This window comes from Streptomyces zingiberis, from assembly GCF_012034935.1.
GTDB lineage: Bacteria > Actinomycetota > Actinomycetes > Streptomycetales > Streptomycetaceae > Streptomyces > Streptomyces zingiberis.
This window is the reverse complement of the sequence record NZ_JAATEN010000009.1, coordinates 165,677-187,919: the sequence shown is the minus strand read 5'-3', so window position 1 is coordinate 187,919 and position 22,243 is coordinate 165,677. Positions and strand designations below refer to the sequence as shown.

The window sequence follows — 22,243 nt, the reverse complement described above, 5'->3', positions numbered from 1 at the left end:
CGGGCCTTCCGTGCGGGTGGGGTGAGCGGTCCGGGGCGATTCAGGGCAGGTCGCTGTCCGCCTTGGCGGTGAGCAGGAGGTGCAGCAGGGCGTCGCGGCGTGCGACGAGTTCGTCGTGCGGGAGCCCCGCGAGTTCCTCCTCCACCCCGGCGACGAGTTTCGCCACCAGCGCGGGGGTGAGGGACGGGTCGCCCAGGTCCCGCCACCAGGCCTCGGTGGGCGGGCCGAGGTGTTCCAGGACGTGGGCGAGCCCGCCGGGGCCGCCGGAGAGATGCTGGTTGGCCAGCGGGCCGAGCAGGGCCCAGCGCAGCCCGGGGCCGTGCGCGACGGCGGTGTCGATGTCGCGGACGGTGGCCACGCCACGGTCGACGAGCGAGTAGGCCTCCCGCCACAGCGCGGCCTGGAGCCGGTTGGCGACGTGCCCGGGCAGCTCCTGGCGGAGACGGATGGGTTTCTTGCCGGTGGCGGTATAGAGGGCGAGAGCGCGCAGGGTGGTCTCCTCGTCCGTCCGCTCGCCGGGCACCACCTCCACCAGGGGGATGAGGTGCGCGGGGTTGAAGGGGTGCGCGACCAGGACGCGCTCGGGGTGGCGCGCGCAGCCGCGGGCGATCGCCGTGGCGGCCAGGCCCGAGGTGGAGCTGGCCAGGGGGACGCCGGGCCGGGCGGCGGCGTCCAGTTCGGCGAAGAGGGCCTGCTTGAGGTCCTCCCGCTCGGGCCCGTTCTCCTGGACGAAGTCGGCGCCGGCGGCCGCGGCGGCGGGGTCGGCGGTGAACGTCAGCCGGTCCGGGGAGGCGCCCGGCGCCAGGCCGAGGCGGCTGACGGCGGGCCAGTGCGCGGCGACGTCGGCGCGCAGCCGTTCCTCGGCGCCGGGCGCGGGGTCCGCGGCGGCGACGTCCAGGCCGTGGGCGAGGAAGTGCGCGGCCCAGCCGGCGCCGATGACGCCGGTGCCGACGACGGCCACCCGGGCGATGCCCGCGGCCGTCACCGGGCACCCCCGCGACGGGCGGCGGCGTGGGCGGCGAAGGCGTCCAGTGCGGCCGGGTCCGCCAGCGCGTCCCGTTCCGCCACCTCGTGCGGCGGGGCTCCCTGGAGGATGCGTTTGACGGGCAGTTCGAGTTTCTTGCCGGTGCGGTTGCGCGGCACGGCCGGTACGGCGGCGACGGTGTCCGGGACGTGGCGGGGTGACAGGGCCCCGCGCAGTGACCGGGTGATCGTCTCGCGCAGCGTGTCGTCGAGCCGGGCCGGTTCCCGGACGACGACGTAGAGCAGGAGTTCGCCGTTGCCGCCGGCCGGGTCCTCCAGGTGCACCACCAGGCTGTCCTCGACCTCGGGGAGTTCCTCGACGACGCGGTAGAACTCGGCGGTGCCCAGCCGGACCCCGCCCCGGTTCAAGGTGGCGTCGGAGCGGCCGGCCACGACGCAGCTGTCCTCGGCGGAGAAGCGCACCCAGTCGCCGTGGCGCCAGACGCCCGGGTAACGGTCGAAGTAGGCGGAGCGGTAGCGGGAGCCGTCGGTGTCGCCCCAGAAGGCCACCGGCATGGACGGCATCGGCTCGGTGATCACCAGTTCGCCGAGGGCGCCGGTGACCTCCCGGCCGTCCTCGTCGAAGGCCGTGGCCGCGACCCCGAGGGCGGGGCCGGATATCTCTCCCGCCACCACGGGCTGCCAGGGCCCGCCCTGCACGATGCCGGAACACACGTCGGTGCCGCCGCTGCCGACGTTGAGCAGCACTCCCGGCCCGAACTCCCCGGCGACCCAGCGGTATCCCTCGGCCGGCAGCGGGCTGCCGGCGGCGCCGATCTGGCGGACGCGGCTCAGATCGTGGTCGCGCGCCGGTGTGAGCCCTTCGCGGCGGCAGGCCATGAGGAACCCGGGGCTGGCGCCCATCAGGGTGGCCCCGGTGCCCGCGGCCAGTTCCCACTGCGCGTCCAGGCCGGGGTGGAGGGGGTTGCCGTCGGCGAGGACCGGAGCGGCCCCCACGAGCAGCGCGGAGACCAGGGCGTTCCACATCATCCAGGCCGTGGTGGTGTACCACAGGAGGCGGTCGCCGCGGCGCAGGTCCCAGCTGAGGGCGTGGTTCTTCAGATGTTCCAGGAGGATGCCGCCGTGCCCGTGGACGATCGGCTTGGGGCGGCCGGTGGTACCGGAGGAGAAGAGCACGTACAGGGGGTGGGCGAAGGGCACCGGCTCGCAGCCGGGCTCGGGGGCGCCGGCGAGCAGTTCCTCCCACCGGACGGTGTCCGGCAGCGCGCCGGGACCGTAGTCCACGGAGACGACGTGGCGCACCGTGGGGAGCGCGGCCCGGACGGCGGCGACCTCGGTCCGGCGGTCGATGTCGCGGACGCCGTAGCGGTAGCCGGGGACGGCCAGCAGCACCGCCGGCTCGATCTGGGCGAAGCGGTCCACGACCCCGCGGGCGCCGAACTCCGGGGCGCAGCTCGCCCAGACCGCGCCGAGGCTCGCGGTGGCGAGGAAGGCGACCACCGTCTCGGGGATGTTCGGCAGGTAGGCCGCGACACGGTCGCCGGGCCGGACGCCCAGCCGCCGCAGACCGGCGCGGGCCCGGGCGACCTGGTCACGCAGCTCGCCCCAGGTGAGCGCGGTGGCCGGGCGGGTCTGCGAGTGGGCCAGCAGGGCGGTCTCACCGTCGCCGGAGCCGGCGCCGCGCAGGGCGTGCTCGGCGTAGTTGAGGGTCGCCCCCGGGAACCACTCGGCGCCGGGCATCTCCCGGCGGCCGAGCACCCGTTCGGCGGGGGTGGTGAAGCGCACGCCGAAGGCGTCGCTCAGGGAGGACCAGAATCCCGCCAGGTCCGTCACCGACCAGCGGTGGAGCTCGGCGTAGGAGGAGAAGCTCAGGCCGCGTACCTCCGCGAGGAACCGCAGGTGGCGGCCGAGCTCGGTGGTCTCCCGCCAGTCGGGGGCGGGGGCCCGCAGCACCTCGGGGGCCGTCACGGCCGCCCCGCCTTCCGCGCCCGGCCGTCGAGGAACGCGCGCATCCGGTCCTGTGCCTCGGGGGTCGCGGAGGCGGCCGCCGCCATCAGCGATTCCAGGAGTGATCCCTCGTCGGGACCGGCCTCGGCGATCCGGGGCAGGGCCTGGAGCACGGCGAAGTTGGTGACCGGGGAGTTCCGGGCGATGGTGGCGGCGAGTTCCAGCGCGCGGGCGGTCCCCTCCCCCGGCGCCACCAGGTACTGCGAGACACCGAGCCGGTGTCCCTCCTCGGCGTCGAGGGCCCGGCCGGTGAGCATCATGTCGGCCATGCGGTGGGCGCCGATCAGCCGGGGCAGCCGGACGGCCGCGCCGCCGCCGGTGAACAGCCCGTGCCGGCCCTCGGGGAGGGCGTAGTAGGCGCCGGTCTCGGCGACCCTGATGTGGGTGGCGCAGGCCAGTTCCAGGCCGCCGCCGATCACGGCGCCCTTGAGGACGGAGACGACGGGGACGCGGCCGCGTTCGACGCGTTCGAAGGCGCGGTGCCACATCCGGGAGTGCTCCAGACTCCGGAAGGCGTCCCGCTCCACCAGTTCGGCCAGGTCGAGCCCGGCGCTGAAGTGGTCGCCGTCCGCGTCCAGGACGACGGCGCGCACCCCCTCGGGGGGGTCGGTGAAGAACGCCTCCAGCCCCAGGACGGTCGGGTCGTCCAGGGCGTTGCGCTTCTCGGGGCGGGAGATGCGGAGCACGGCGATCTCCCCGTGCTCTCCCTGCCGCTCCCACCGCAGGGACGGCGGCAGGGGCACGGAGTCGCCGGTCGGCCGGGGGCGGGGGTGGGTCATCGGGGTCCTTCCGGGGTGGGGAACGTCTCCGCGGCTCGCTGCCGCAGCTCCACGCGGCGGATCTTGCCGGTGGCGTTGGCCGGCAGTCCGGGGACGAAGACCAGGTGCCGGGGGATCTTGTACCTGGCGAGCCGGCCCGCCAGATGGGCGCGGAGCGCCTCCTCGGTGAGGCGGGCGCCCTCGCGCAGTTCGACGTAGGCGACGCCCACCTCGCCCCACCGGGGGTCGGGGACGCCGACGACGGCGGCGGTCACCACCTCGTCGAGCTGGTGGATGACGGCCTCGACCTCGGCCGGGTAGACGTTCTCCCCGCCTGAGATGATCATGTCCTTCACGCGGTCGACCACATGGGCCCGGCCCTCGCCGTCCACGCGCAGCACGTCGCCGGTGCGGAACCACGCGTCGCCGGTGAACGCCTCGGCGGTCTCGCCGGGACGGTTCCAGTAGCCGGGGAAGACGTGCGGCCCGCGGACGAGCAGCTCGGCGGGTTCGCCGGTGAGCGGGGCGGGGTGGCCGTCGCGGTACGCGGCCAGGTCGGTGAAGAAGTGCGGTACGCCGGCGGAGAGGACACCGCCGGGCGCCTGGTCACCCGGTTCCGCCGGTTCGGCGGGTTCCATGCACACGCCCGGGGCGGCCTCGGTCATGCCGTACCCCTGGCGCACCCGCACCCCGCGGTCGAGCCAGGCCCGCGCCACGCGCTCCTGTACCGGGGAGCCGCCGTAGACGACGGTGGTGAGGGAGGTGAGGTCGGCGGTCTCCCAGGCGGGGTGCTCGCAGAGCATCTGCAGCATGGTGGGAACGGCCGAGAAGCCGGTGATCCGCGCCTCGCCGATGCGGGCCAGCAGCGCGCCGGGGTCGAAGCGGGGCACCGGTTCCACGCTGCCGCCCTTGAAGAGCGTGGGAAGCGTGATCTGCCCCAGGCCCACGGCGTGGAAGAGCGGCGCGATGCAGAGCACCCGGTCGCCGCCGAGGATGTCGAGGTGGGCGAGTTGGTTGACGGTGTTCCAGGTGAGGTTGGCGTGGGTGAGCACCGCCGCCTTCGGCCGCCCGGTGGTACCGGAGGTGTAGAGGAGGAGGGCCGGGTCGTCGAGGGCGACCGGGGGCGGGGGGTCGAGCGCGGGGCCGGCCGCGATCTCCGTCTCGTAGTCGAGCCCGCCGGCCGGTCCGCTCCCGGGGTGGCCGACGGTGACGACGCGCCGCACCTCCGCGGGGAGCGGGGAGGCGGCGGCGACCAGGGCGTCGGCGTCGGGACTGTGCACCAGTGCCGCGGCTCCGGAGTCCGCCAGCATGTAGCGGATCTCCGGGCCGGAGAGACGGTGGTTGAGGGGGACGGCGACCGCGCCGAGCAGCCAGGTGGCGAAGAAGGTCTCGAAGACGCTCACCGCGTTGACCCCCAGCTGGGCCACGCGGTCGCCGGGCCGGACCCCGAGCCGGGCCAGGGCACCGGCCAGCCGTGCGGTGCGGTCGGCCAGCCCGGCGTAGCTGAGGGTGCGGTCGTGTCCGGTCAGGGCGGTGCGGTCGGGCGAGATGCGGGCGCGCCGGGCGGGCCAGCTGCCCAGGCCGAGGTTGGCGCCGCCACGCGCTGCGGTTCCCATCGTGTCCCTCCGGGCGGGGGTCGATGACAAGGTTCCTGATCTCTCGAATGACAAGATCCCTTATAACAGGGAACCTTATATAGTGTCGAGGGCCGGGACGACCGGTTCACCAGGGCAGGAGCGACGGCCGGACAGCGGACGGCCGGAGAAGGAGGCGGCGATGGCGGCGCGGACCGCGGCGGGCGAGGTGCCGGGGACGGATCCGGATCCGGAGGCCGGACCCACGCCGCTGCTGCTGTACGCGGTCAAGCAGGTGGAACTGGCCGTCCGCGCCCGGCTGGACGAGGTGCTGCGCCCGGCGGGCATCACCGTCCCGCAGTACACGGCGCTGAGCGTGCTCGCCCGCCGTGACGGGCTGACCAACGCCGAACTCGCCCGCAGCTCGTTCGTCACCCCGCAGGCCACGGGTGATCTGGTGACGGCGCTGGAGCGGCGCGGGCTGGTCGCCCGCCGGGCCGACCCGGCCCACGGCCGGCGGCTGCTGATCCGGCTCACCGAGCGGGGACGGGACCTGATGGCGGGCGTGGACGCCGAGGTACGCGCCCTGGAGGAGCTGATGACCGGCGATCTGTCGGCGCGTGAACGCGGCGCCTTCCGCGACTACCTCAACCGTGCCCGCACGGCGCTGACCGGCGGGCCACCCGCCGGCTGACCACCGCCCCGAGCGGACGGCCGGAGCGGCCCGTCTCCCCGGTGGCCCCGGCCCCCTCGCCCCCGGGCCCCGGGTCCGGGTGGACCGGTTCGGTGATCCCGGCGCGCGCCGCCTCCAGCTGGGCGGCGAAGGCCAGGCCGAGGAAGAGGGCCACACCGGTGAGGTTGGCCCACAGCAGCAGCGCGACGAACGCGGTCAGCGGCCCGTACACGGCGCCGAAGGTGCCGCTCTGCCCCACGTAGAACGCCAGCAGCCAGGTGGCGCCCACCCACAGCACGAGGTGGACGGCCGAGCCGAACGCCAGCCAGGTGTAGCCCGGCTGGTCCCGGCGGGGCGCCCAGCGGAAGATCACCGCCGATCCCATCCAGGCCAGCGCGATCCCGGCGGGTATCTCCAGCGCCTTCCACCACCCGAGCCAGCCGTCGGACCAGCCGAGGGCCTCCACCACCGACTCGCCCACCGCCTCCCCCGCCACGAGCACCAGGAAGCCGAGGGCCATCGGTACCCCCGCCGCCATCGCCAGCAGCAGCGCACGGCCGTACTTCCGCAGGAAAGGGCGGTCCCGCTCGATGCCGTAGATGCGATTGCCGCCCCGTTCGACCTGCGCCATGGCCGAGGCCAGGTTCATGACGGCCACGGTGAGGCCGGTCCACAGGGCGACGGCGTTCCCCACCCCCGAACCGGCGGTGCGCCGCGTCTCCTCCAGCGCCTCCTCCACCACGCCGGCGCTGTCACCGGGCACGATCCGCGCCAGCGTCAGCTCCACGACCCGGCCGACACTGTCGGTGTGCACCGTCGCCGCGACGCCGACCAGCGCGATCGTGAACGGCACCATGCCCAGCACGATCTGGAAGGCCAGGGAACGGGCCTGGCTGAAGCCGTCCGCGTAGCGGAACCGGGCGAAGGCGTCCTTCACCAGCTTCCGGCCGCCGTAGTGGCGCAGCGCGGCCAGTGCCTCGTCGCCGGAGAGTTCCTCCCCCTCCATGTCCCGCGTCTGCGGGACCTGCACAGCGGTTCCCATCGGTGTACGCCTCCTCCTCCGGCCGCCGCGCTCCGGCGGCGCGCGGCCCGGACCTCCTTCTCCCCCGCCGCCGGGACCTCACGCCCACCGGGAGGGCGCGGCGCACCTCACCGCCCGCCCGGTGGCGGGTCAGGGCCGGACGGGGCGCGACGGAGGGCCGGCGGGTGAGCCGCGCCGGCCGGGCGGTGACCCGGCTCAGGAGTTCGAGGCGGGGCGAGCGCCGGAGGGCCGGCCCGTCCCCGTCGCGGAGGAGGTGACCGGGGGCACCGGCGGCCGCCGCCTCCGGGGGCGCGCCGGAGGAGGTCAGGCCCGCCCGTCACCGGGCCCGACGGCGGATTCTCCGGCGCCCAGGCCGGGGCGGCCCGCGGCGGCACCGCGGGCGGAGGGGAGGGCCGGGTCCGTGCCCGCTCAGCGGCGGTGGCCGCCCGGTTCGATGATCTCGTCCAGCACCTCCCGCACCGCCGAGAAGGCCGCGTAGTTGAGGGAGGCGGCGAGGGCGCCGGCGTCCCCGCCGTCCTCCGCCTGCTCCCGGGACCCGGCCTCCTGCTCGGCCGCCCAGTCACGGGCGGCCCGGATACGGCGGAGGAGTTCGTCTGCGTCCACGACTTCGCTCATGAGCGGAACCTACCCATCCGCCGCGCCCCGCAGCCGGGCGGAACGCGGCGCGGCGCGGCGGGAGGGGCCACGGCGGCGTGCCGCGCCACGCCCGGCCCCGGAGCACCCGGGTCCGGTGCGGCCGGGTCCGGTGCGGCCGGCAGCGGTGCCCGGCTTTCCCGTCAGACGGCGCCGGGCACGGCGCCGCCGGTGGAATCCGGACGGCCGGCCCGATCACCGGCCCGCCCGTCCCGTGGCCGGGCCGAGGCGAGAGCGGGCAGCCGCAGGACGAGGGCGAGCGTGACGGCGAGGGCGGGCCAGTAGACGTACCGGTAGTCCGCGATGGGCACCACCGGGAAGTAGCCGAGCACGTAGGCCGCGGCGCTGACGCCCAGCGCCCGGACCGGCCGGGCGAACCGTCCGTCCCCCGGCCGGACGGTCAGGGCCAGGGCGGCCGCGAGCCAGAACCAGCCCGCGAAGAGCGGCGGCAGGCTCCTGGCGGAGCCGGTCACATAGGTCTCCAGGGTGTCCTCCAGCCGCGGGTGGGAGACCTTCAGCCCGAGGTCGTTCCCGCTGATCCCGGCGTGGTAGCGGTAGTCCGTCGCGAAGAGCAGCCGGGTGAAGACCTGGAGCCGGTAGGAGAGGTATCCGGGCAGGTGACGGGGCATCTCCGTGAGCCACAGGGAGCGCAGTTCGTCCGCGTCCGGGGACAGCCCCCGGGGGGAGCGCGGGTAGCAGGCCCAGTAGGCGTCGGAGACGGCCCCGGTGTCCTTGCACCGCCGCGCGGCGGTGGCCAGCCGGCCGCGGAGGTCCGCCGAGACGGGCGCCGAGCGCAGCTCGTCCACGGAGAGCACATGCACCAGGTCGTCGAGGAAGATCTGGGAGACCTGGCTGGTGTGGACGGGCCGGGCGGCCAGCGCGACGGTGGCGGCGGGGACGGCGATCGCCGCGGCGAAGGCAGCCGTCGCCACCAGCCAGCGCCGCCGTCCGGGCCGCCGCCACAGGGCGAGGACGAGCAGCACGAAGACGGGCACGGCGGCGAGCACTGCGTTCTTGCGGACCAGGACGGCGTAGGAGAGGAGGAGCACGCCCAGCACCAGCAGCGCCCACCGTGCCCACCGCGCTCGCCCGCCCCACCGCGGCCGGAGCGCACCGGGCCGGCCGTCCTCCCGCAGGCACCGGCCGGTGAAGGCGACGGCGCAGGTGGCGAGCAGGGCCAGCGCCAGGTGCACGTCCTTCCAGATCACGCCCGCGAAGGTCAGCACCTGGGGCGCGGCCCCGATCGCGAGGACGGCGAGGGAGCCGCCGCGGCTGCCCGCCGCCGCCCAGACGCAGGACGCGATCACCCACAGCGCTCCCCAGAGGACGACGGCCTGCAGGACGGCGAGGGTGGCGTAGCTGCCCGTGACGGCGATGAGCGCGCGCCAGGTGAGGCTGAGCACCGGGGGGTGCCAGTCGCTGAGCGGGGCGCGGCCGGTGGCCTGTTCGAACTGGGAGAGGCTGTCAGGGCTCATGTAGCCCGGGGAGAAGACGACGGCGGTGGCGAGCGCGCAGACGGCGGCGAGCGCGCCCAGGACCCCGATCCAGCGCCACCCGCGGAGGGAATGGGCGATATGTCCCATAAGCCGGGATGGTAGCAGTGGAGGGGAACCATCCCCGCGCGGTCAGGACGGCCAGGCCGCTCAGGGCGCGGTGAAGACGTAGCCGCGGTAGGCGACGAAGCGGAAGACGGTGGCGATCAGCCAGCCGGTGATCCGGGCGGTGTTGTCGCTCAGCACCGAGTCGAACCCGAGCAGCCGCCGCGAGAGGAGGACCGTGCCCGCCGTGATGGCGATGCCCACCACGTTCACGGCGGTGAAGAGCAGCAGCTCCCAGGCCATGTTCTCGCGGCGCCGGTGCCGGTACGTCCAGTAGCGGTTCCCGGCCCAGGAGAAGAGGGTGGCCGCCGCGGTGGCCAGCACCGACGCCTGCACCGGAAGCGACCGCATGGGGCCGCCGCCCCCACCGGGGAGCCCGAAGACCAGCAGGGTGTACCCGCCGTTGTCGAGGACGAAGGCGAGCGCCCCCACGGTGCCGAACCGGGCGGCCTCCACCCGGACCCCCCGTGCGGCGTCCCGCAGCCGCAGGCTCAGCGAGGAGAGGACCGAGACGACGGACACAAAAGTGACGATATCGGGCGCGGTGTGCCTTCCCGCCCCGCCCCCGCCCGTGTCGCACCATGGGTCGGGGCCCGTCCAGCCGAGGGAGACACCGTGAGCCCGACGATCGCCTGCGTCGTGCCGTGCCACAACGAGGAAGCCGCCGTCTCCACGGTGGTCCGCGACCTGCGCGCGGCGCTCCCCGAGGCCGAGATCTACGTCTACGACAACAATTCCACCGACCGGACGGCGGAGGTGGCCCGCACGGCCGGAGCCATCGTCCGGGAGGAGCCCCGCCGGGGCAAGGGCAACGTCGTCCGCCGGGCGTTCGCGGACATCGACGCCGACGCGCTGCTGATCGTCGACGGCGACGACACCTACGACGCCTCCCGGGCGCGGGAGATGGTGGACCTCCTCTTCCAGGGCCCCTACGACCAGGTGCTGGGCGCTCGCCGCGAGGCCGGGGGCGGCGCCTACCGGGCGGGCCACACCCTCGGGAACCGGCTGCTCACCGGTGCGGTGCGGGTGCTGTTCGGCAATGACGTGACGGACATGCTGAGCGGCTACCGGGTGCTCTCGCGGCGTTTCGTGAAGTCCTTCCCCGCCCTCTCCCGGGAGTTCGAGATCGAGACGGAGATGACCGTCCACGCGCTCAACCTGCGGCTGCCCACCACCGAGGTCTCCATCGACTACCGGGGGCGGACCGCGGGGAGCGAGAGCAAGCTGCGCACCTACCGGGACGGCTGGCGGATCCTCGGGGTGATCCTCAATCTCGCCCGCCGGGAGCGGCCCTCGCTGGTCCACGCGGCGGCCGCCGGGGCGCTGGCCCTGGCCGCCGTGGTGCTCGGACTGCCTGTGGTCACGGAGTTCCTGCGGACGGGCACCGTGCCGCGGTTCCCCACCGCGATCCTCGCGGCCACCCTCATGACCATCGCGGCTCTCGTGCTGCTGGTGGGGTACATCCTCGCGGCGGTGATGCATCTGCGGCAGGAGCACTCCCGCCTCGTCCACCTGGCCTACCCGGCACCGGGCCCGGCCCGCCCCGGCCCCACGACCGCTCCCGCCCTGCCGCCCGCCGGCGACGGACCGGCCCCGGGCAGCGGCCCTCCCCCACCGCCGGCGGACCGGGGCCCGGCGGCGTCCGGGACCGTCTGACCGGGCCGGATCGCCGCCCGCCCGGCCCGCCCTCGCGCCGCCGGAGCGGTGGGCCCGTCCATTGACAACCTCCACCCGCCCCACGAGACTCTTGCGCAGTGAACCATTGTTCGCATCGCGAACGACCGCTCCCGTCCGGCCCGGACGCGCCCGTCCCGCGCGGCACCGCGCGCCCGCCCAGCGGGGCGCCTCCCGGCCGCGCGCCGTGGACGGGTGGCGGCGCGCGGCCCCTGTCCCGAGCCCCGTGAGGAAACGCACTCCATGCCCCTTTCCCGTCAGCTGCTGATCGGCGGTGAGGACGTCCCCGCCGCGTCCGGCCGCACCACGTCGGATGTGAACCCCTGGAACGGTGAGGTGTACGCCACCGTCGCCGCCGGCGGAGCCGCGGACATCACCCGCGCGGTGGACGCCGCCGACGCGGCCTTCGAGGCGTGGGCCGCCCTCGGCCCGGGCCGGCGGCGCGCGATCCTGCTGGACGCCGCCGACCTGCTGGAGTCACGCAGTGACGAGGCGGCCGCGCACATGGCCGGGGAAGCGGGCGGCACCCGCCCGTGGGCCGGTTTCAACGTGGGGCTGGCCGCCTCCATCCTCCGCGAGGCGGCCGCCGCCGTGACCGCCCCGCGCGGTGAGGTGCTGACCTCACAGCAGGGGGACGCCCTCTCCCTCGCCGTGCGCGAGCCGGTCGGCGTGGTCGCCGCGTTCTCCCCGTGGAACGCGCCGGTGATCCTGGGGGTCCGCGCCGTGGCGGCCCCGCTGGCCGCGGGCAACACGGTGGTGCTCAAGCCCAGCGAGGACGCGCCGCTCGCCTGCGGCCTGTTCGTCGCCGACGTACTGCGGGACGCCGGGCTGCCCGCCGGGGTGCTCAACGTCGTCACCAACGACCCCGCCGACGCCGCCGAGGTGGCCGAGACGCTGATCGCCGACCCGCGGGTCCGGGCCGTCAACTTCACCGGCTCCACGGGCGTCGGGCGCGTCATCGGCGTGCACGCCGCCCGCCATCTCAAGCCCGCCGTGCTGGAACTGGGCGGCAAGAACGCCATCATCGTCCTGGAGGACGCCGACCTCGACCACGCGGTGGACGCCGCCGCCTTCGGCGTGTTCATGAACTCGGGCCAGATCTGCATGTCGGGCGACCGCGTCCTGGTCCACGCCTCGCTGGCGGAGGAGTTCACCCGCCGCTTCACCGCGAAGGTCGCCGCGCTGCCCGCCGGCAGCCCCGAGGAATCCACCTCCGTGATCGGCCCGCTGGTGACCGCCGACTCCGCGCGGCGGGTCGCCGGGCTGGTCGAGGACGCGGTCGCCAAGGGCGCCACCGTCCTGACCGGCGGCGGCGAGCCCGAGGGGGCGGTGTACCCGGCGACGGTCCTCACCGATGTCCCGGAGGACGCCGAGCTGTACCACGGGGAGGTGTTCGGCCCGGTCTGCGTCGTCGCCACCTTCGCCGACGACGACGAGGCCGTCGCCCTCGCCAACGACTCCGAACACGGCCTGACCTGCGGCATCATCACCGAGAACGGCAGCCACGGGCTGCGCCTCGCGCAGCGGATCCGCACCGGCATCGTGCACGTCGGCGACCAGTCGGTGGCGGACGAGCCCCAGGCCCCGTTCGGCGGGTTCAAGGCCTCCGGCTACGGACGGTTCGGCGGCCGCTGGGGGATCGAGGCGTTCAGCAACACCCGCTGGGTCACGATGGCCACCCGCCGTCCGCACTACCCCTTCTGAGACCTGCCCGGCACCGGCCCGTGCCGCGCCCGCACACCGGGGCGCGGCACAGGCCGGTGCCGGTACCGCGGGGCGCTGCCGGCCTCACGCGGAGGAGCCGCCCGGCGCCTGCGCCGCGCTGATCGCGGAGAGCCGCCCGTCGCTCCGTTACGGGCCCCCGCCCAGCGGTGCCCGCCTCCCCCTCCCCCGGCCGGGTCGCGAGGCACGGCTCCCGCGCCCCTCTCGCGTGCCACGGCACCGTTCCCCTACGTCACGACACGCCCGGCGCGGGAGGCGGACCACTGTGAAACCGCCCACCACGGGCCCCGGCCCCCCGGCGCCGGCGCCCGGCCCCCGCGACCTGCCGCGGACGGGCAAGGGCCGGGCGCCGGCCCGGGCTTCCCCGCGGAAGCCGGGCGGAGAGGAGTGGCCGCGGGCGTCCGGGGAATGCAGGGGAAATCCGGGTGCCCCAAGGGAGATTGCCACCGGAGGGAGAAGTGGGGGATGGTGGCAGAAGGGGTATTACCCTGATGTTTTCTGTCGGAAAGGCGGTGGGGCTCGCGCTGCGGGGCCTTTCGGTGTGGAGAGTCCAATCTGTTCCCAGAGCCCGGCCGGGGCGGACGCCGGTGCCGGTACCGGCGTCGGCGGTGCCTGGCTCGCCGCACCGTGCCCGGTGCTGGTCGTCGACCGCTCGGGAACGGTACGCGGAGTGAACCGCGCCGCCGCGGAGCTGCTGCCCGCGGTGGTGACCTGCGCCCCGCTCGCCGCCGCCGGGCCGGCCTGGCTGGCGCTCGCCCACCAGCGTCTCGTGACAGCCCCCGGCGCCGGTTCGCCCGGCCCCGCGAGCGGGCAGGCCGGCGAGCGGTGGCTGGAGGCACACCCCTCGCCCGGCGAGAACGGCGCCGTGGTGTGGTGGCTGACGGACCTCACCGACCGGCACCGCGCCGAGGAGGCCGAACGGGCGGTGCGGGTGGAGCGCCGGCGGACCGCGTTTCTCGCGGAGGCCTCCAACCAGCTGCTCGCCTCGCTCAACCCGCACCGCTGCATGGAGGTCACCGCCCAGCTCGCCGCGCGCCACCTCGCCGACGCGGCGGTCGTCGTCGCACCGGAGACGGACGGCCGGCTGCCGCTGACGTACTGCGCCCCCGAGGGCCGGGTGAGCCGGGGCGACATCCCGGGTGATCCGCGGCTGATGCCCGGTCTCAGCGAGGCCCTGCAGGGCTTCCCCCCGGTGCCGTCCCGGTGGATCGACCCGGCGTCGGCCCCGGCGTGGGCGGTCCCGCCCGGGTTCGAGGGGCCGGTCGGCTCCATGGCCGTCACCCCGCTTCCCGGGCACGGGGTGCCCGCGGGCGCGCTGATCCTGGTCCGCCGCTCCGACCAGGCGTGCTTCAGCGAGAGCGAGGAGCTCCTCGCCCGGGTCTTCGCCGCCCGGGCGGGTGCCGCGATGTCCGCGGCCCGGCTCTACGCGGAGCAGGCCGCGATCACGTCGGTGCTGATGCGGGAGCTGCTGCCGCCCTCGCTGGGCCGGCTCCGCGGGATCGACTTCGCCGGCCGCTACCGCCCCTCCGACGACAGCGAGCGCATCGGCGGCGACTTCTACAACGTCCACCCGGGTCCGGGCGGGGACGAGGAGTGCCTCGCCGTCCTCGGTGACGTCTGCGGCAAGGGCCTGGAGGCGGCGGCGCTCACCGGCAAGATCCGCAACACGGTGCACGCCCTGCTGCCGATGGCCACCGACCACCTGCGGCTGCTGAACATGCTCAACAGCGCGCTGCTGGGCTCCGGCGTGACCCGGTTCGCGACGCTCGTCCTGGCCTCCGCCGTACGCCGGGGCGGCGCGGTGGACCTCCGGCTGACCAGCGCCGGGCATCCGGCGCCGCTCGTCGTCCGCGCCGACGGCGAGGTCGAGGAGGCCGAGACGCGCGGATGCCTGGTGGGGGTCCTGCCCGAGGTGCGGGCGCGCACCGCCACGGCCCGGCTCGCGCCCGGCGAGACCTGCCTGCTGTACACCGACGGCATCACCGAGGCCAAGGGCGGCCCGTTCGGTGACGAGCAGTTCGGCGAGCAGAGGCTGCGCGCGGCGCTCGCGGAGTGCGCGGGGGCGCCCGCGGAGGCCGTCGCCGAGCGCGTCCAGATGCTCGCGGCCCAGTGGGTCGGCTCCGGCCGCCACGACGACATGGCCGTGGTGGCGATCGGCGCCCCGCGGGCCGGCCTTCCGGGCGGGCCGGGGTCCCCCATCCCCTGCGGTCCGCCACCGCCCCACGCCGACCAGGAGAATCGCCCCGGATGACCGCGTCCCCCCACTCCCCCCACTCCCCCCGTCCCGAGCCCGCCGCCCAGGAACCCGAAGGCGGTGAACCGCTCGCCGAACAGCTGTGGCGGGCGGTGGCCGACGGTGACGAGTACACGGCGGTCGACGCGGTGACGCGGGCGCTCTCCGCGGGGACGGACCCGGAGAGCGTCCTCCTCGACGCCGTCGCACCCGTGCAGGCCCGGGTGGGCCAGGAGTGGGCCGCCAACCGCATGACCGTGGCACAGGAACACGCGGCCACCGCCGTCAACGACCGGGTCGTCGCCGCCGTGGCGCTCCACCCGGCGAGCCGCCGCCGGCCCGTGCGCGGCGGAATCACCGTGGCCTGCGTGGACGGCGAGTGGCATGCGCTGCCCGCCCGGCTGCTCGCGGAGGTGCTGCGGCTACGCGGCTGGAAGGTCGACTTCCTGGGCGCCCAGGTGCCCGCGCCCCATCTGATCGCGCACCTCCACCTCACCGGGCCGGACGCGGTCGCCCTCTCCGGGTCGATCCCCACCCGGCTGCCCACCGCGCACGCGACCATCACCGCCTGCCAGGCGACCGGCGTGCCGGTGCTGGCCGGGGGCGCAGCGTTCGGCCCCGACGGCCGGTACGCGCGGCTGCTCGGCGCGGACGCCTGGGCGCCGGACGCCCGCCGCGCCGCGGACCAGCTCGCCCGGGGCCTGGCCCCGGCCGATCCCGCGGTCTCCGGGCGCCACCCCGTCGACCTCCTGCCCCACCTCGCCGACCAGGAGTACACCCTGGTCAGCCGGACCTCGACCCAGCTGGTACGGGACACCCTCGCGGCGCTGGAGGCCCGTATCCCGGCGATGCGCGACTACACCGACCGGCAGCGGCAGCACACCGCCGAGGACATCGCGCACATCGTGGACTTCCTCACCACCGCCCTCTACACGGGTGACGCCGGGCTCTTCACCGGATTCCTGGTCTGGACCGGCTCCATCCTCACCGCCCGCGGCGTTCCGGCCACGACGCTCGGGCCCACGCTCGATGTACTGGCCGGGTTGCTCCACAACTTCCCCCGCGCCCTCGGAATGCTCGCCGAGGCCCGCCGGGCGCTGGACACCGCCGCACCGGAGACGGACGCGCCCGGGGCGGGCACCCCGGCCACCGCCGGGACCTGACACCCCCGCGGACGGCGGGCCACCGGAACGGAGGCGGCCCGGCGGGCACCGCTCGATGAGCCGGCGGCCCGGGCCGCGCCACCGGGTGGGCCGGTGGCGGCGCCGGGGCCCGCGTGCGTCCGGCCGGGGAGGTGACGTGCCGCGACCACCGGCAGGGCCCACCGGGTGTGCCGCGGGCGGCCGCACCGGCCCCGGCGGCCGCCCTTGGGCGATCGCCCACACCCCCGGTGTCCCCCTCGCCGGGGACGGCTCCCTCACCCTGCCGGACTCCGGCACCGCCTGACCGATCCCGCGGGGCGCGGCCGGCCCGGTCAGGAGGACTCCGGCACCTCCGGACGGTCGATGACCCGCAGCCAGCTCCCGTCCGGCTCACGGCGCACCACCTGCACCCGGACGCCGGAGCCGTCCCCGGACCGGGTGGAGGTCAGCGCCAGATCGCCACAGCGCACCGTGGGCAGCGGCGCCTCCCGGAGGAAGGGCAGCGGCACGTGACGGAGCATCTGTTCGCAGGCGGCGCGGATCGCCTCCCGGCCCACCGAGGGGCTTTCCGGCGGGTAGGCGAGCACCGCGTCGGTGGTATACAACTCGGCCAGCCCGGCGGCGTCCCGGGCGTTGGCCCGCTCCACGAACAACCGCGTCAGGTCCTCCGGGGTGGTGGCGCGCTCCCGCGTCCGGTCCCCCGCGCGCGTCTGCTCGCCGTGGGCCGCGTCCCGCATGTCGTCCCGCATCTCTGCTCCCGTTTCTCGATCTCGCCGGATCCCGCGCCCGGCATGCACCAGCCTCTGCCGGGGCGGCAGCAGAAGTCCAAGACCGGTTTGGTCTCGGCTCTAGAATTGCTGCTTATGGAACTGCGGCGATTCGCCTACTTCGTGGCCGTGGCCGAGGAGGGCAACATCACCCGCGCCGCCGGCCGGCTGCATGTGGCCCAACCCGGGGTCAGCGCGCAACTCCGCCGTCTGGAAAGGGAGCTGGGGGCGGAGCTGCTCGACCGCTCCGGGCGCGGAATCCGGCTGACCGAGGCGGGTGCGGCCGTCCTCCCGTACGCCCGGGCGGCACTGGCCGCCGCCGAGGGCGCCCGGCTCGCCGTCGAGGAGCTGACCGGTCTGCTGCGAGGTCGCGTGGCGGTCGCCACGGTCACCTCGCACACCGCCGATCTGCCGGGACTGCTGGCGGACTTCCACCGTCGCCATCCGGCCGTGGAGATCACCCTCTCGGAGGGGGCCAGCGATACGCTGGTGGACGGCGTGCGGACGGGGCGGCTGGACGCCGCGGTGGTCAGCGTGGGCGCCGAGATCCCCGGTGACCTGGCGTACGAGGTCGTGGACGACCAGCCGATCGTGGCCGCCGTCGCTCCCGGCCATCCCCTGGCCGCCTCCACCGGTGTGACGCCGGCCGGCCTCCTGGACCACCCGCTGATCTGTCTGCCGCCGGGCACGGGGGTGCGCGCCCGGCTGGACGAGGCGTGCGCGGCGGCCGGCGTCTCCCCCCGGATCGCCCTGGAGGCCGGTGACCCTTCGGTGGTGGCCGAACTGGCGGCGCGCGGGCTGGGGACGGCGGTGCTGCCCGGAATCTACGCGGACACCCACGCGAGCCGTCTGTGGACCCTGCCGATCACCACTGAGGACGGTGCGGAACTGCGGGGCCGTCTGGCCTTCGTCTGGCGGGCCGGCGGCCCGACAGGCCCAGCGGGGCGGGCACTGGTGCGCCGCGCCCGTGAACATCTGCGGGCGGGGACGGGAACCGCGTGACGGGTTCACCGCGCCCTGGCCGGGTCGCCGCCGCCCGGCCGACGGCGGAGGCCGGCCGCCGGCGGTGAGCCGGCCGGCGCTCCCGGCCTGATCGGGGCGGGAGTTCCGTTCGCCTTGGATGCACCGTCCGTCGCCGGCCGGGGGCCTGCCGGCGGGCCGTCCCGCGCCGGGCCGTTCCACCGCCGTGCACGGCCGCCGGTTCGCGCGACGCGCGACGAGGGGCTCCGGTGCCGTGCGGCACCGGAGCCCCGAGGGAAACAACACCATCCACCGGCTCAGGGACAGCCGGTGTCTCTCTTTTTCCGTCACCCGGCCGCGTGGCCGGGGGCACGGGGATCGTTGACTGCTCGACCGAGGACCACCTTGCCCTTCCTGGGTCTTGCCGGATCCGGGCCGGCGGGGAGGGGCGCCGCCCGGGTGATCCCGATGGTGATGCGCTCCTCTCTCACGGTGATCTTCGAAAGCCGCACCACGGCGGCGTCCTGCGGCGCGCATCGTTTCTCACACGCCGTGCGCGGTCGTCGTTGCCGCGCTGGGGCTGCTGGCGTGAACCACTGGTCACACCAGAAACGTTAGCCCCACCCCTTCCGGATGTCTATAACGGCCGAAGTAGTTTTTCTCCCGTGTATGACCATGGGCGGTGGGCCCGTCACTCCCAGGGGGGTGGGCAGGCCTGGTCCGTCCAGGCGGCCAGGGCCTCTCCGTCGACGCAGCGGATCCCGGTCCGCCCGGCGTAGTCCACCGCGGGTCCGGTGAAGGAGCTGGTGGTCACCAGGACGGCGATGTCGGCCTCGTGCACGGTGAAGCAGGTGCCGCCGAACCGCTGGAGGTCCTCGGAACCGACCTTGTTCGTGTCGCGGTATCGCTTGCACTGGATGACGACGCGCCGTCCGTCGGGACAGACGGCCAGCACGTCGGCGCCGAGGTCGCCCGCCCCGCCGGCGACCGAGACCTCCCGGCAGCCGTCACGGACGCACAGCGCCGCCACGGCCTGCTCGAAGGCGTAGGCGTCCATCGCGTCGTCGACCGCGACGAGTTCCGGCCCCGGCCCGGCCGGCGTCCGGGCCCACTCCCCGGGGTACGGCTCCGCGCCGGGCCGGGGGTGCAGATCGGGCAGGAGTTCCACCAGCGCCTCGGCCTCCGGTATCTCCCCCTCCTCCGGCCCGGCGGCCACCGTCCGCCGCCTCTCCCGGCGCCTGCCCCACGTCAAGGCGGCGGCCAGGGCGGCGAGGAGCACGCCACCGGCGGCGATGGCCGACCGCCCCGACGGGGCCTGGACGAGTTGCCACAGCATCAGCCCCGCGCCGCAGACCAGGATGACCACCAAACCCAGCGGAGCGGCCAGCCGGCCGAGCGGCACCGGCCGGCCGCGGCGGGCGGCGGATCCGGCGGACCGCACGGACGGGACGAACCGGTCCGATCGGTCCGATCGGACCGGCCGGACGGACCCGGCGGCCGGGTCACGGCGTACGGGTGTGGCCATGCACGAACTCCCCCCTGGAGTGCCGATAAAGATCATTTACCCCCTCCTGCCCAGGCCGGGGCGGTTCACCCGCGCAAGGTGAGGCTCCGTCAGCGAGGGGTCCCGCCGGGCGCCGGAGAGGTCAGCCACGCGGTGACCCGGCTGATGTCGGCGGAGGAGACGATGCCCACGAGCCGTCCGTCCTCCAGCACCAGCGCCCGGCGGGTGGGCGCGGCCTCCAGGCGCGGCAGGAGCGCGGCGAGCGGATCCCCGGGTGCGGCGGTGGGGACCTCGTCCAGCGGCAGCATCGCCTCGGTGAGCCGGACGGAGTCGCGCCGCTCACCGGGGATCTCCCGGGCCCGGTGGAGCGTCACCAGCCCCACCGGCTCCCCGCCGTCGCGGGTGACGGGGAAGGCCGAGTGCCGGTACCGGTACGCGGGGCCCTCCAGCAGGTCGGCGACGGTGGCGGAGGCTGGGGCGGTGACGGGGTCCCCGCTCATCGCCTGGCCCACCGAGACCCCGGAGAGGGTCTCCCGCAGGCGGGCCTCTCCCCCTTCGGCCGTGGCGGCAGCGATCAGGAACCAGCCGATCAGGGCGAGCCAGAGGCCACCGAGACCGCCGCCGGTGAGCACCAGGAAAAGGCCCAGGGCGACCAGCGCCCAGCCCAGCGCGCGGCCCGCCGTGGTCGCGGCGAGGGTGGCACGTACCTGGTCACCCGTGCGCCACCAGACCAGTGCGCGCAGCAGCCGCCCGCCGTCCAGCGGCGCCGCGGGAAGCACGTTGAAGACGGCGAGCAGCACGTTCATCGCCGCGAGCCAGGCCACCGCGTCGGCGGCCAGACCCGGCCCGGAGGCGATCCGCAGCAGCACCGCCAGTCCGGCGAACAGCCCGCCGAGCACCAGGCTGACCAGGGGACCCGCGCCCGCGATGCGCATTTCGGCCCGCGGGTCCGGTGCCTCGCTCCGCAACCGCGCCACCCCGCCCAGGAGCCACAGGGTGATGCTGTCCACGGCCACAACGTGCCGGCGCGCCACCACGGCGTGCGACAGCTCGTGGGCCAGCAGGGAGAGCAGGAAGGCGACGGCGGTGAGGGCGGCTGCCACCCAGGCCGCCCAGGCGGGGGCCTCCGGGTGGGTCACGGGGAAGCGCCCGCGGGCGAGGCCCACGGTGATGAGCGCCAGGATGACCAGGACGCTCCAGTTCACGCCGATGCGGACACCGGCCAGCCGTCCCAGCGTAAACGTCTGCCCCACGGCGGTGACCTCCGGTTCCCAGACGGTCGGCGGAGGTCCCGGGTACCCAGGGAGGCCGGACGAACCCCGCCGGCGCGCTCCGCCCTCGCCAGGGTCCGGCCGGAGCGGACGCAGGGCGGGGTGCGGGGGCGGTCGCGCCGCGGGGCCGCTCACCCGCCGCGCCCGGCTCGGCGGGTGCCTCCCCGCCCGGGGCGGGAGGCACCCGCGGGACGCGGACCGGGGCACCCACCGGCCCGAACCTGGTAGGTGCCCCGGAGCGGGCGCGGGGCGGGACGGCGGCCGCCGTCCGGTCAGTCCGCCGGCCGGACGAGGTCCGCGGGGGTGCCCGCGGCCCCGGCCCCGGCGTTCTCCCGGTCGTCCAGCGACCGGCCGCCGGTCTCGTGCAGCAGAGCCACGCTGACCACGGTGAGAAGGCAGAAGCCGGCCATCACCAGGGAGATCAGGGTCCCTCCGCCGCCCGAGGAGGCCCGCTGCACCTCGGCGAAGATCAGCGGACCGAAACCGGCCCCCATGCCGGCGAGCTGGTAGCCGAGCGAGGCACCGGTGTACCGGCTGCGGGTGGAGAACAGCTCCGTGCAGAGGGCGGCCAGCGGGCCGTACATCATCGGATGGAGGACGGACTGGCCGACGACCACCGCGAGCGTGAGGAGCGCGACGCTCCCGGAGTCCACGAGGGGGAAGAGGGCGAAGGAGAAGGCGCCCATGAGGACCGCCCCGCTCAGCACGACGGGGCGGCGGCCGACCCGGTCGGACAGCGCCGACCAGCCGAGGATTCCGATGACGGCGAGTGCCGAGGAGAGGGTGAGCGCGTTGAGCACGGCCTGCCGTGGCTGTCCCGCCTGCACGGCGTAGGCGATCAGGTAGGTGGTCAGCGCCCCCTGGGCCACGAAGGCGCCGAGCCCGACCCCGACCGCGAGCAGCAGGTTGCGCGGGTGGTTCCGCAGGACGTCGAGCAGCGGCAGCTGCGGGCGCGGCGCGGACGCGGAGGCCGCCTCGCCGGCCGCCGCCGTGAAGACCGGGGTCTCGGCCACCTTCAGCCGGACGAAGAGGCCGACCCCCAGCAGCACGGCGCTGAGCAGGAAGGGGATCCGCCAGCCCCAGGCGAGGAACTGCTCGTCGCCGGTGAGCGAGGAGGTGGCGGTGAACGCGGCCGTGGAGAGCACCATGCCGCACGGTGCGCCGGCGTTGGTGAAGCTGGCCCACAGGCCGCGCCTGGTCCTGGCGTGTTCGGCCGACACCAGGACGGCACCACCCCACTCGCCGCCGACGGCCACGCCCTGGACCACGCGGAGGATCACCAGCAGCACGGCGGCCCAGCTGCCGATCTGCTCGGAGGTGGGCAGACAGCCGATGAGGAAGCTCGCCACCCCCATGAGGACCATGGTGATCACCAGCATCTGTTTGCGTCCGAGGCGGTCACCGAAGTGCCCGAACACCAGTCCGCCCAACGGGCGCGCCAGGTACCCCACCGCGAAGGTGCCGAAGCTGGCCACGGTGCCGGCCAGCGGGTCGAGGTCGGAGAAGAAGATCTGGTTGAAGACGACGGCGGACGCCGTCCCGTACAGCAGGAAGTCGTAGTACTCGATGACGCTGCCGATGAAGCTGGAGGCGACGGCGCGCCGGAGCTGCTGGGGATCGCCCGCCGCGCCGGACGGCGGGGCCGGGGGCGGGGTCGGGGACGAGGTGCTGGTCATGGTCGCCACCTAAGGGAGGACGGAG

The 22,243-nt window shown here is 75.5% G+C and carries 18 protein-coding genes; 6 read left to right on the top strand and 12 right to left on the bottom strand.

Annotated elements, in window-relative coordinates:
- Positions 1-40 precede the first annotated feature (40 nt).
- Genes HCK00_RS28490 through HCK00_RS14525 form a run of 4 tightly spaced genes read right to left on the bottom strand, consistent with a single transcriptional unit; the run spans position 41 to position 5,365 of the window.
- A complete protein-coding gene (locus HCK00_RS28490; RefSeq protein ID WP_311765323.1) occupies positions 41-985 on the bottom strand; it encodes a 3-hydroxyacyl-CoA dehydrogenase NAD-binding domain-containing protein in 945 nt (314 codons plus the stop codon).
- Entirely contained in the window at positions 982-2,952 is a 1,971-nt protein-coding gene (locus HCK00_RS14535; RefSeq protein ID WP_168102327.1) for an acetoacetate--CoA ligase, read from the bottom strand. The genes HCK00_RS28490 and HCK00_RS14535 overlap by 4 nt, the downstream gene beginning before the upstream one ends.
- Positions 2,949-3,770 (bottom strand): crotonase/enoyl-CoA hydratase family protein, encoded by an 822-nt coding sequence (locus HCK00_RS14530; RefSeq protein WP_168102326.1) that lies wholly within the window; start codon positions 3,768-3,770, stop codon positions 2,949-2,951. Before HCK00_RS14530 ends, HCK00_RS14535 begins: the two co-directional genes overlap by 4 nt.
- Entirely contained in the window at positions 3,767-5,365 is a 1,599-nt protein-coding gene (locus HCK00_RS14525; RefSeq protein ID WP_168102325.1) for an acyl-CoA synthetase, read from the bottom strand. Before HCK00_RS14525 ends, HCK00_RS14530 begins: the two co-directional genes overlap by 4 nt.
- Before the next feature lie 160 nt (positions 5,366-5,525).
- Here HCK00_RS14525 and HCK00_RS14520 point away from each other — a divergent pair, with 160 nt between their 5' ends.
- Complete coding sequence (locus tag HCK00_RS14520) at positions 5,526-6,017, top strand: MarR family winged helix-turn-helix transcriptional regulator (RefSeq protein ID WP_168102324.1); 492 nt, start codon at positions 5,526-5,528, stop codon at positions 6,015-6,017.
- Here HCK00_RS14520 and HCK00_RS14515 read toward each other — a convergent pair.
- From HCK00_RS14515 to HCK00_RS14500, 4 genes are all read right to left on the bottom strand, one after another.
- Positions 5,971-7,038 (bottom strand): YihY/virulence factor BrkB family protein, encoded by a 1,068-nt coding sequence (locus HCK00_RS14515; protein ID WP_168102323.1) that lies wholly within the window; start codon positions 7,036-7,038, stop codon positions 5,971-5,973. The two genes, HCK00_RS14520 and HCK00_RS14515, sit on opposite strands and share 47 nt — an antisense overlap.
- Before the next feature lie 408 nt (positions 7,039-7,446).
- Positions 7,447-7,653, bottom strand: coding sequence for a hypothetical protein (locus HCK00_RS14510; protein ID WP_168102322.1), 207 nt, complete (start codon positions 7,651-7,653; stop codon positions 7,447-7,449).
- A 161-nt stretch (positions 7,654-7,814) separates the two neighbouring features.
- The gene (locus HCK00_RS14505; RefSeq protein WP_168102321.1) at positions 7,815-9,254 is read right to left on the bottom strand and encodes a hypothetical protein; all 1,440 of its coding nucleotides are present in this window, start codon (positions 9,252-9,254) and stop codon (positions 7,815-7,817) included.
- Between the two features lie 60 nt (positions 9,255-9,314).
- Complete coding sequence (locus HCK00_RS14500) at positions 9,315-9,791, bottom strand: GtrA family protein (protein WP_311765322.1); 477 nt, start codon at positions 9,789-9,791, stop codon at positions 9,315-9,317.
- 93 nt (positions 9,792-9,884) lie between these two features.
- On the opposite strand from HCK00_RS14500, the gene HCK00_RS14495 reads away from it, so the two are divergent.
- From HCK00_RS14495 to HCK00_RS14480, 4 genes are all read left to right on the top strand, one after another.
- Complete coding sequence (locus tag HCK00_RS14495; RefSeq protein ID WP_168102320.1) at positions 9,885-10,925, top strand: glycosyltransferase family 2 protein; 1,041 nt, start codon at positions 9,885-9,887, stop codon at positions 10,923-10,925.
- Between the two features lie 261 nt (positions 10,926-11,186).
- Positions 11,187-12,647 (top strand): aldehyde dehydrogenase family protein, encoded by a 1,461-nt coding sequence (locus HCK00_RS14490; protein ID WP_168102319.1) that lies wholly within the window; start codon positions 11,187-11,189, stop codon positions 12,645-12,647.
- Between the two features lie 559 nt (positions 12,648-13,206).
- On the top strand, positions 13,207-14,916 hold the full coding sequence (locus HCK00_RS14485) for a SpoIIE family protein phosphatase (protein WP_311765321.1): 1,710 nt from the start codon (positions 13,207-13,209) through the stop codon (positions 14,914-14,916).
- A complete protein-coding gene (locus tag HCK00_RS14480; RefSeq protein ID WP_168102318.1) occupies positions 14,913-16,061 on the top strand; it encodes a cobalamin B12-binding domain-containing protein in 1,149 nt (382 codons plus the stop codon). Before HCK00_RS14485 ends, HCK00_RS14480 begins: the two co-directional genes overlap by 4 nt.
- Before the next feature lie 311 nt (positions 16,062-16,372).
- On the opposite strand, the gene HCK00_RS14475 is transcribed toward HCK00_RS14480, so the two are convergent.
- On the bottom strand, positions 16,373-16,789 hold the full coding sequence (locus HCK00_RS14475; protein WP_240965566.1) for a YybH family protein: 417 nt from the start codon (positions 16,787-16,789) through the stop codon (positions 16,373-16,375).
- Positions 16,790-16,903: 114 nt separating this feature from the next.
- On the opposite strand from HCK00_RS14475, the gene HCK00_RS14470 reads away from it, so the two are divergent.
- Entirely contained in the window at positions 16,904-17,809 is a 906-nt protein-coding gene (locus HCK00_RS14470; RefSeq protein WP_168102372.1) for a LysR family transcriptional regulator, read from the top strand.
- A 649-nt stretch (positions 17,810-18,458) separates the two neighbouring features.
- On the opposite strand, the gene HCK00_RS14465 is transcribed toward HCK00_RS14470, so the two are convergent.
- The 3 genes from HCK00_RS14465 to HCK00_RS14455 all read right to left on the bottom strand — a co-directional run bounded on the left by HCK00_RS14465 (position 18,459) and on the right by HCK00_RS14455 (position 22,218).
- A complete protein-coding gene (locus tag HCK00_RS14465) occupies positions 18,459-19,292 on the bottom strand; it encodes a restriction endonuclease (RefSeq protein WP_240965565.1) in 834 nt (277 codons plus the stop codon).
- 89 nt (positions 19,293-19,381) lie between these two features.
- A complete protein-coding gene (locus HCK00_RS14460) occupies positions 19,382-20,524 on the bottom strand; it encodes a site-2 protease family protein (protein ID WP_168102317.1) in 1,143 nt (380 codons plus the stop codon).
- Between the two features lie 290 nt (positions 20,525-20,814).
- On the bottom strand, positions 20,815-22,218 hold the full coding sequence (locus tag HCK00_RS14455; protein WP_168102316.1) for an MFS transporter: 1,404 nt from the start codon (positions 22,216-22,218) through the stop codon (positions 20,815-20,817).
- Positions 22,219-22,243: the final 25 nt, after the last annotated feature.

Excerpts from the sequence above, each read along its gene's own strand:
- HCK00_RS14510 (WP_168102322.1), bottom strand. The coding sequence starts at position 7,653 with ATGAGCGAAGTCGTGGACGCAGACGAACTCCTCCGCCGTATCCGGGCC.
- HCK00_RS14480 (WP_168102318.1), top strand. The coding sequence starts at position 14,913 with ATGACCGCGTCCCCCCACTCCCCCCACTCCCCCCGTCCCGAGCCCGCC.
- HCK00_RS14465 (WP_240965565.1), bottom strand. The coding sequence starts at position 19,292 with ATGGCCACACCCGTACGCCGTGACCCGGCCGCCGGGTCCGTCCGGCCG.
- HCK00_RS14530 (WP_168102326.1), bottom strand. The coding sequence starts at position 3,770 with ATGACCCACCCCCGCCCCCGGCCGACCGGCGACTCCGTGCCCCTGCCG.
- HCK00_RS14475 (WP_240965566.1), bottom strand. The coding sequence starts at position 16,789 with ATGCGGGACGACATGCGGGACGCGGCCCACGGCGAGCAGACGCGCGCG.
- HCK00_RS14520 (WP_168102324.1), top strand. The coding sequence starts at position 5,526 with ATGGCGGCGCGGACCGCGGCGGGCGAGGTGCCGGGGACGGATCCGGAT.
- HCK00_RS14525 (WP_168102325.1), bottom strand. The coding sequence starts at position 5,365 with ATGGGAACCGCAGCGCGTGGCGGCGCCAACCTCGGCCTGGGCAGCTGG.
- HCK00_RS14455 (WP_168102316.1), bottom strand. The coding sequence starts at position 22,218 with ATGACCAGCACCTCGTCCCCGACCCCGCCCCCGGCCCCGCCGTCCGGC.
- HCK00_RS14505 (WP_168102321.1), bottom strand. The coding sequence starts at position 9,254 with ATGGGACATATCGCCCATTCCCTCCGCGGGTGGCGCTGGATCGGGGTC.
- HCK00_RS14490 (WP_168102319.1), top strand. The coding sequence starts at position 11,187 with ATGCCCCTTTCCCGTCAGCTGCTGATCGGCGGTGAGGACGTCCCCGCC.
- HCK00_RS14470 (WP_168102372.1), top strand. The coding sequence starts at position 16,904 with ATGGAACTGCGGCGATTCGCCTACTTCGTGGCCGTGGCCGAGGAGGGC.
- HCK00_RS14515 (WP_168102323.1), bottom strand. The coding sequence starts at position 7,038 with ATGGGAACCGCTGTGCAGGTCCCGCAGACGCGGGACATGGAGGGGGAG.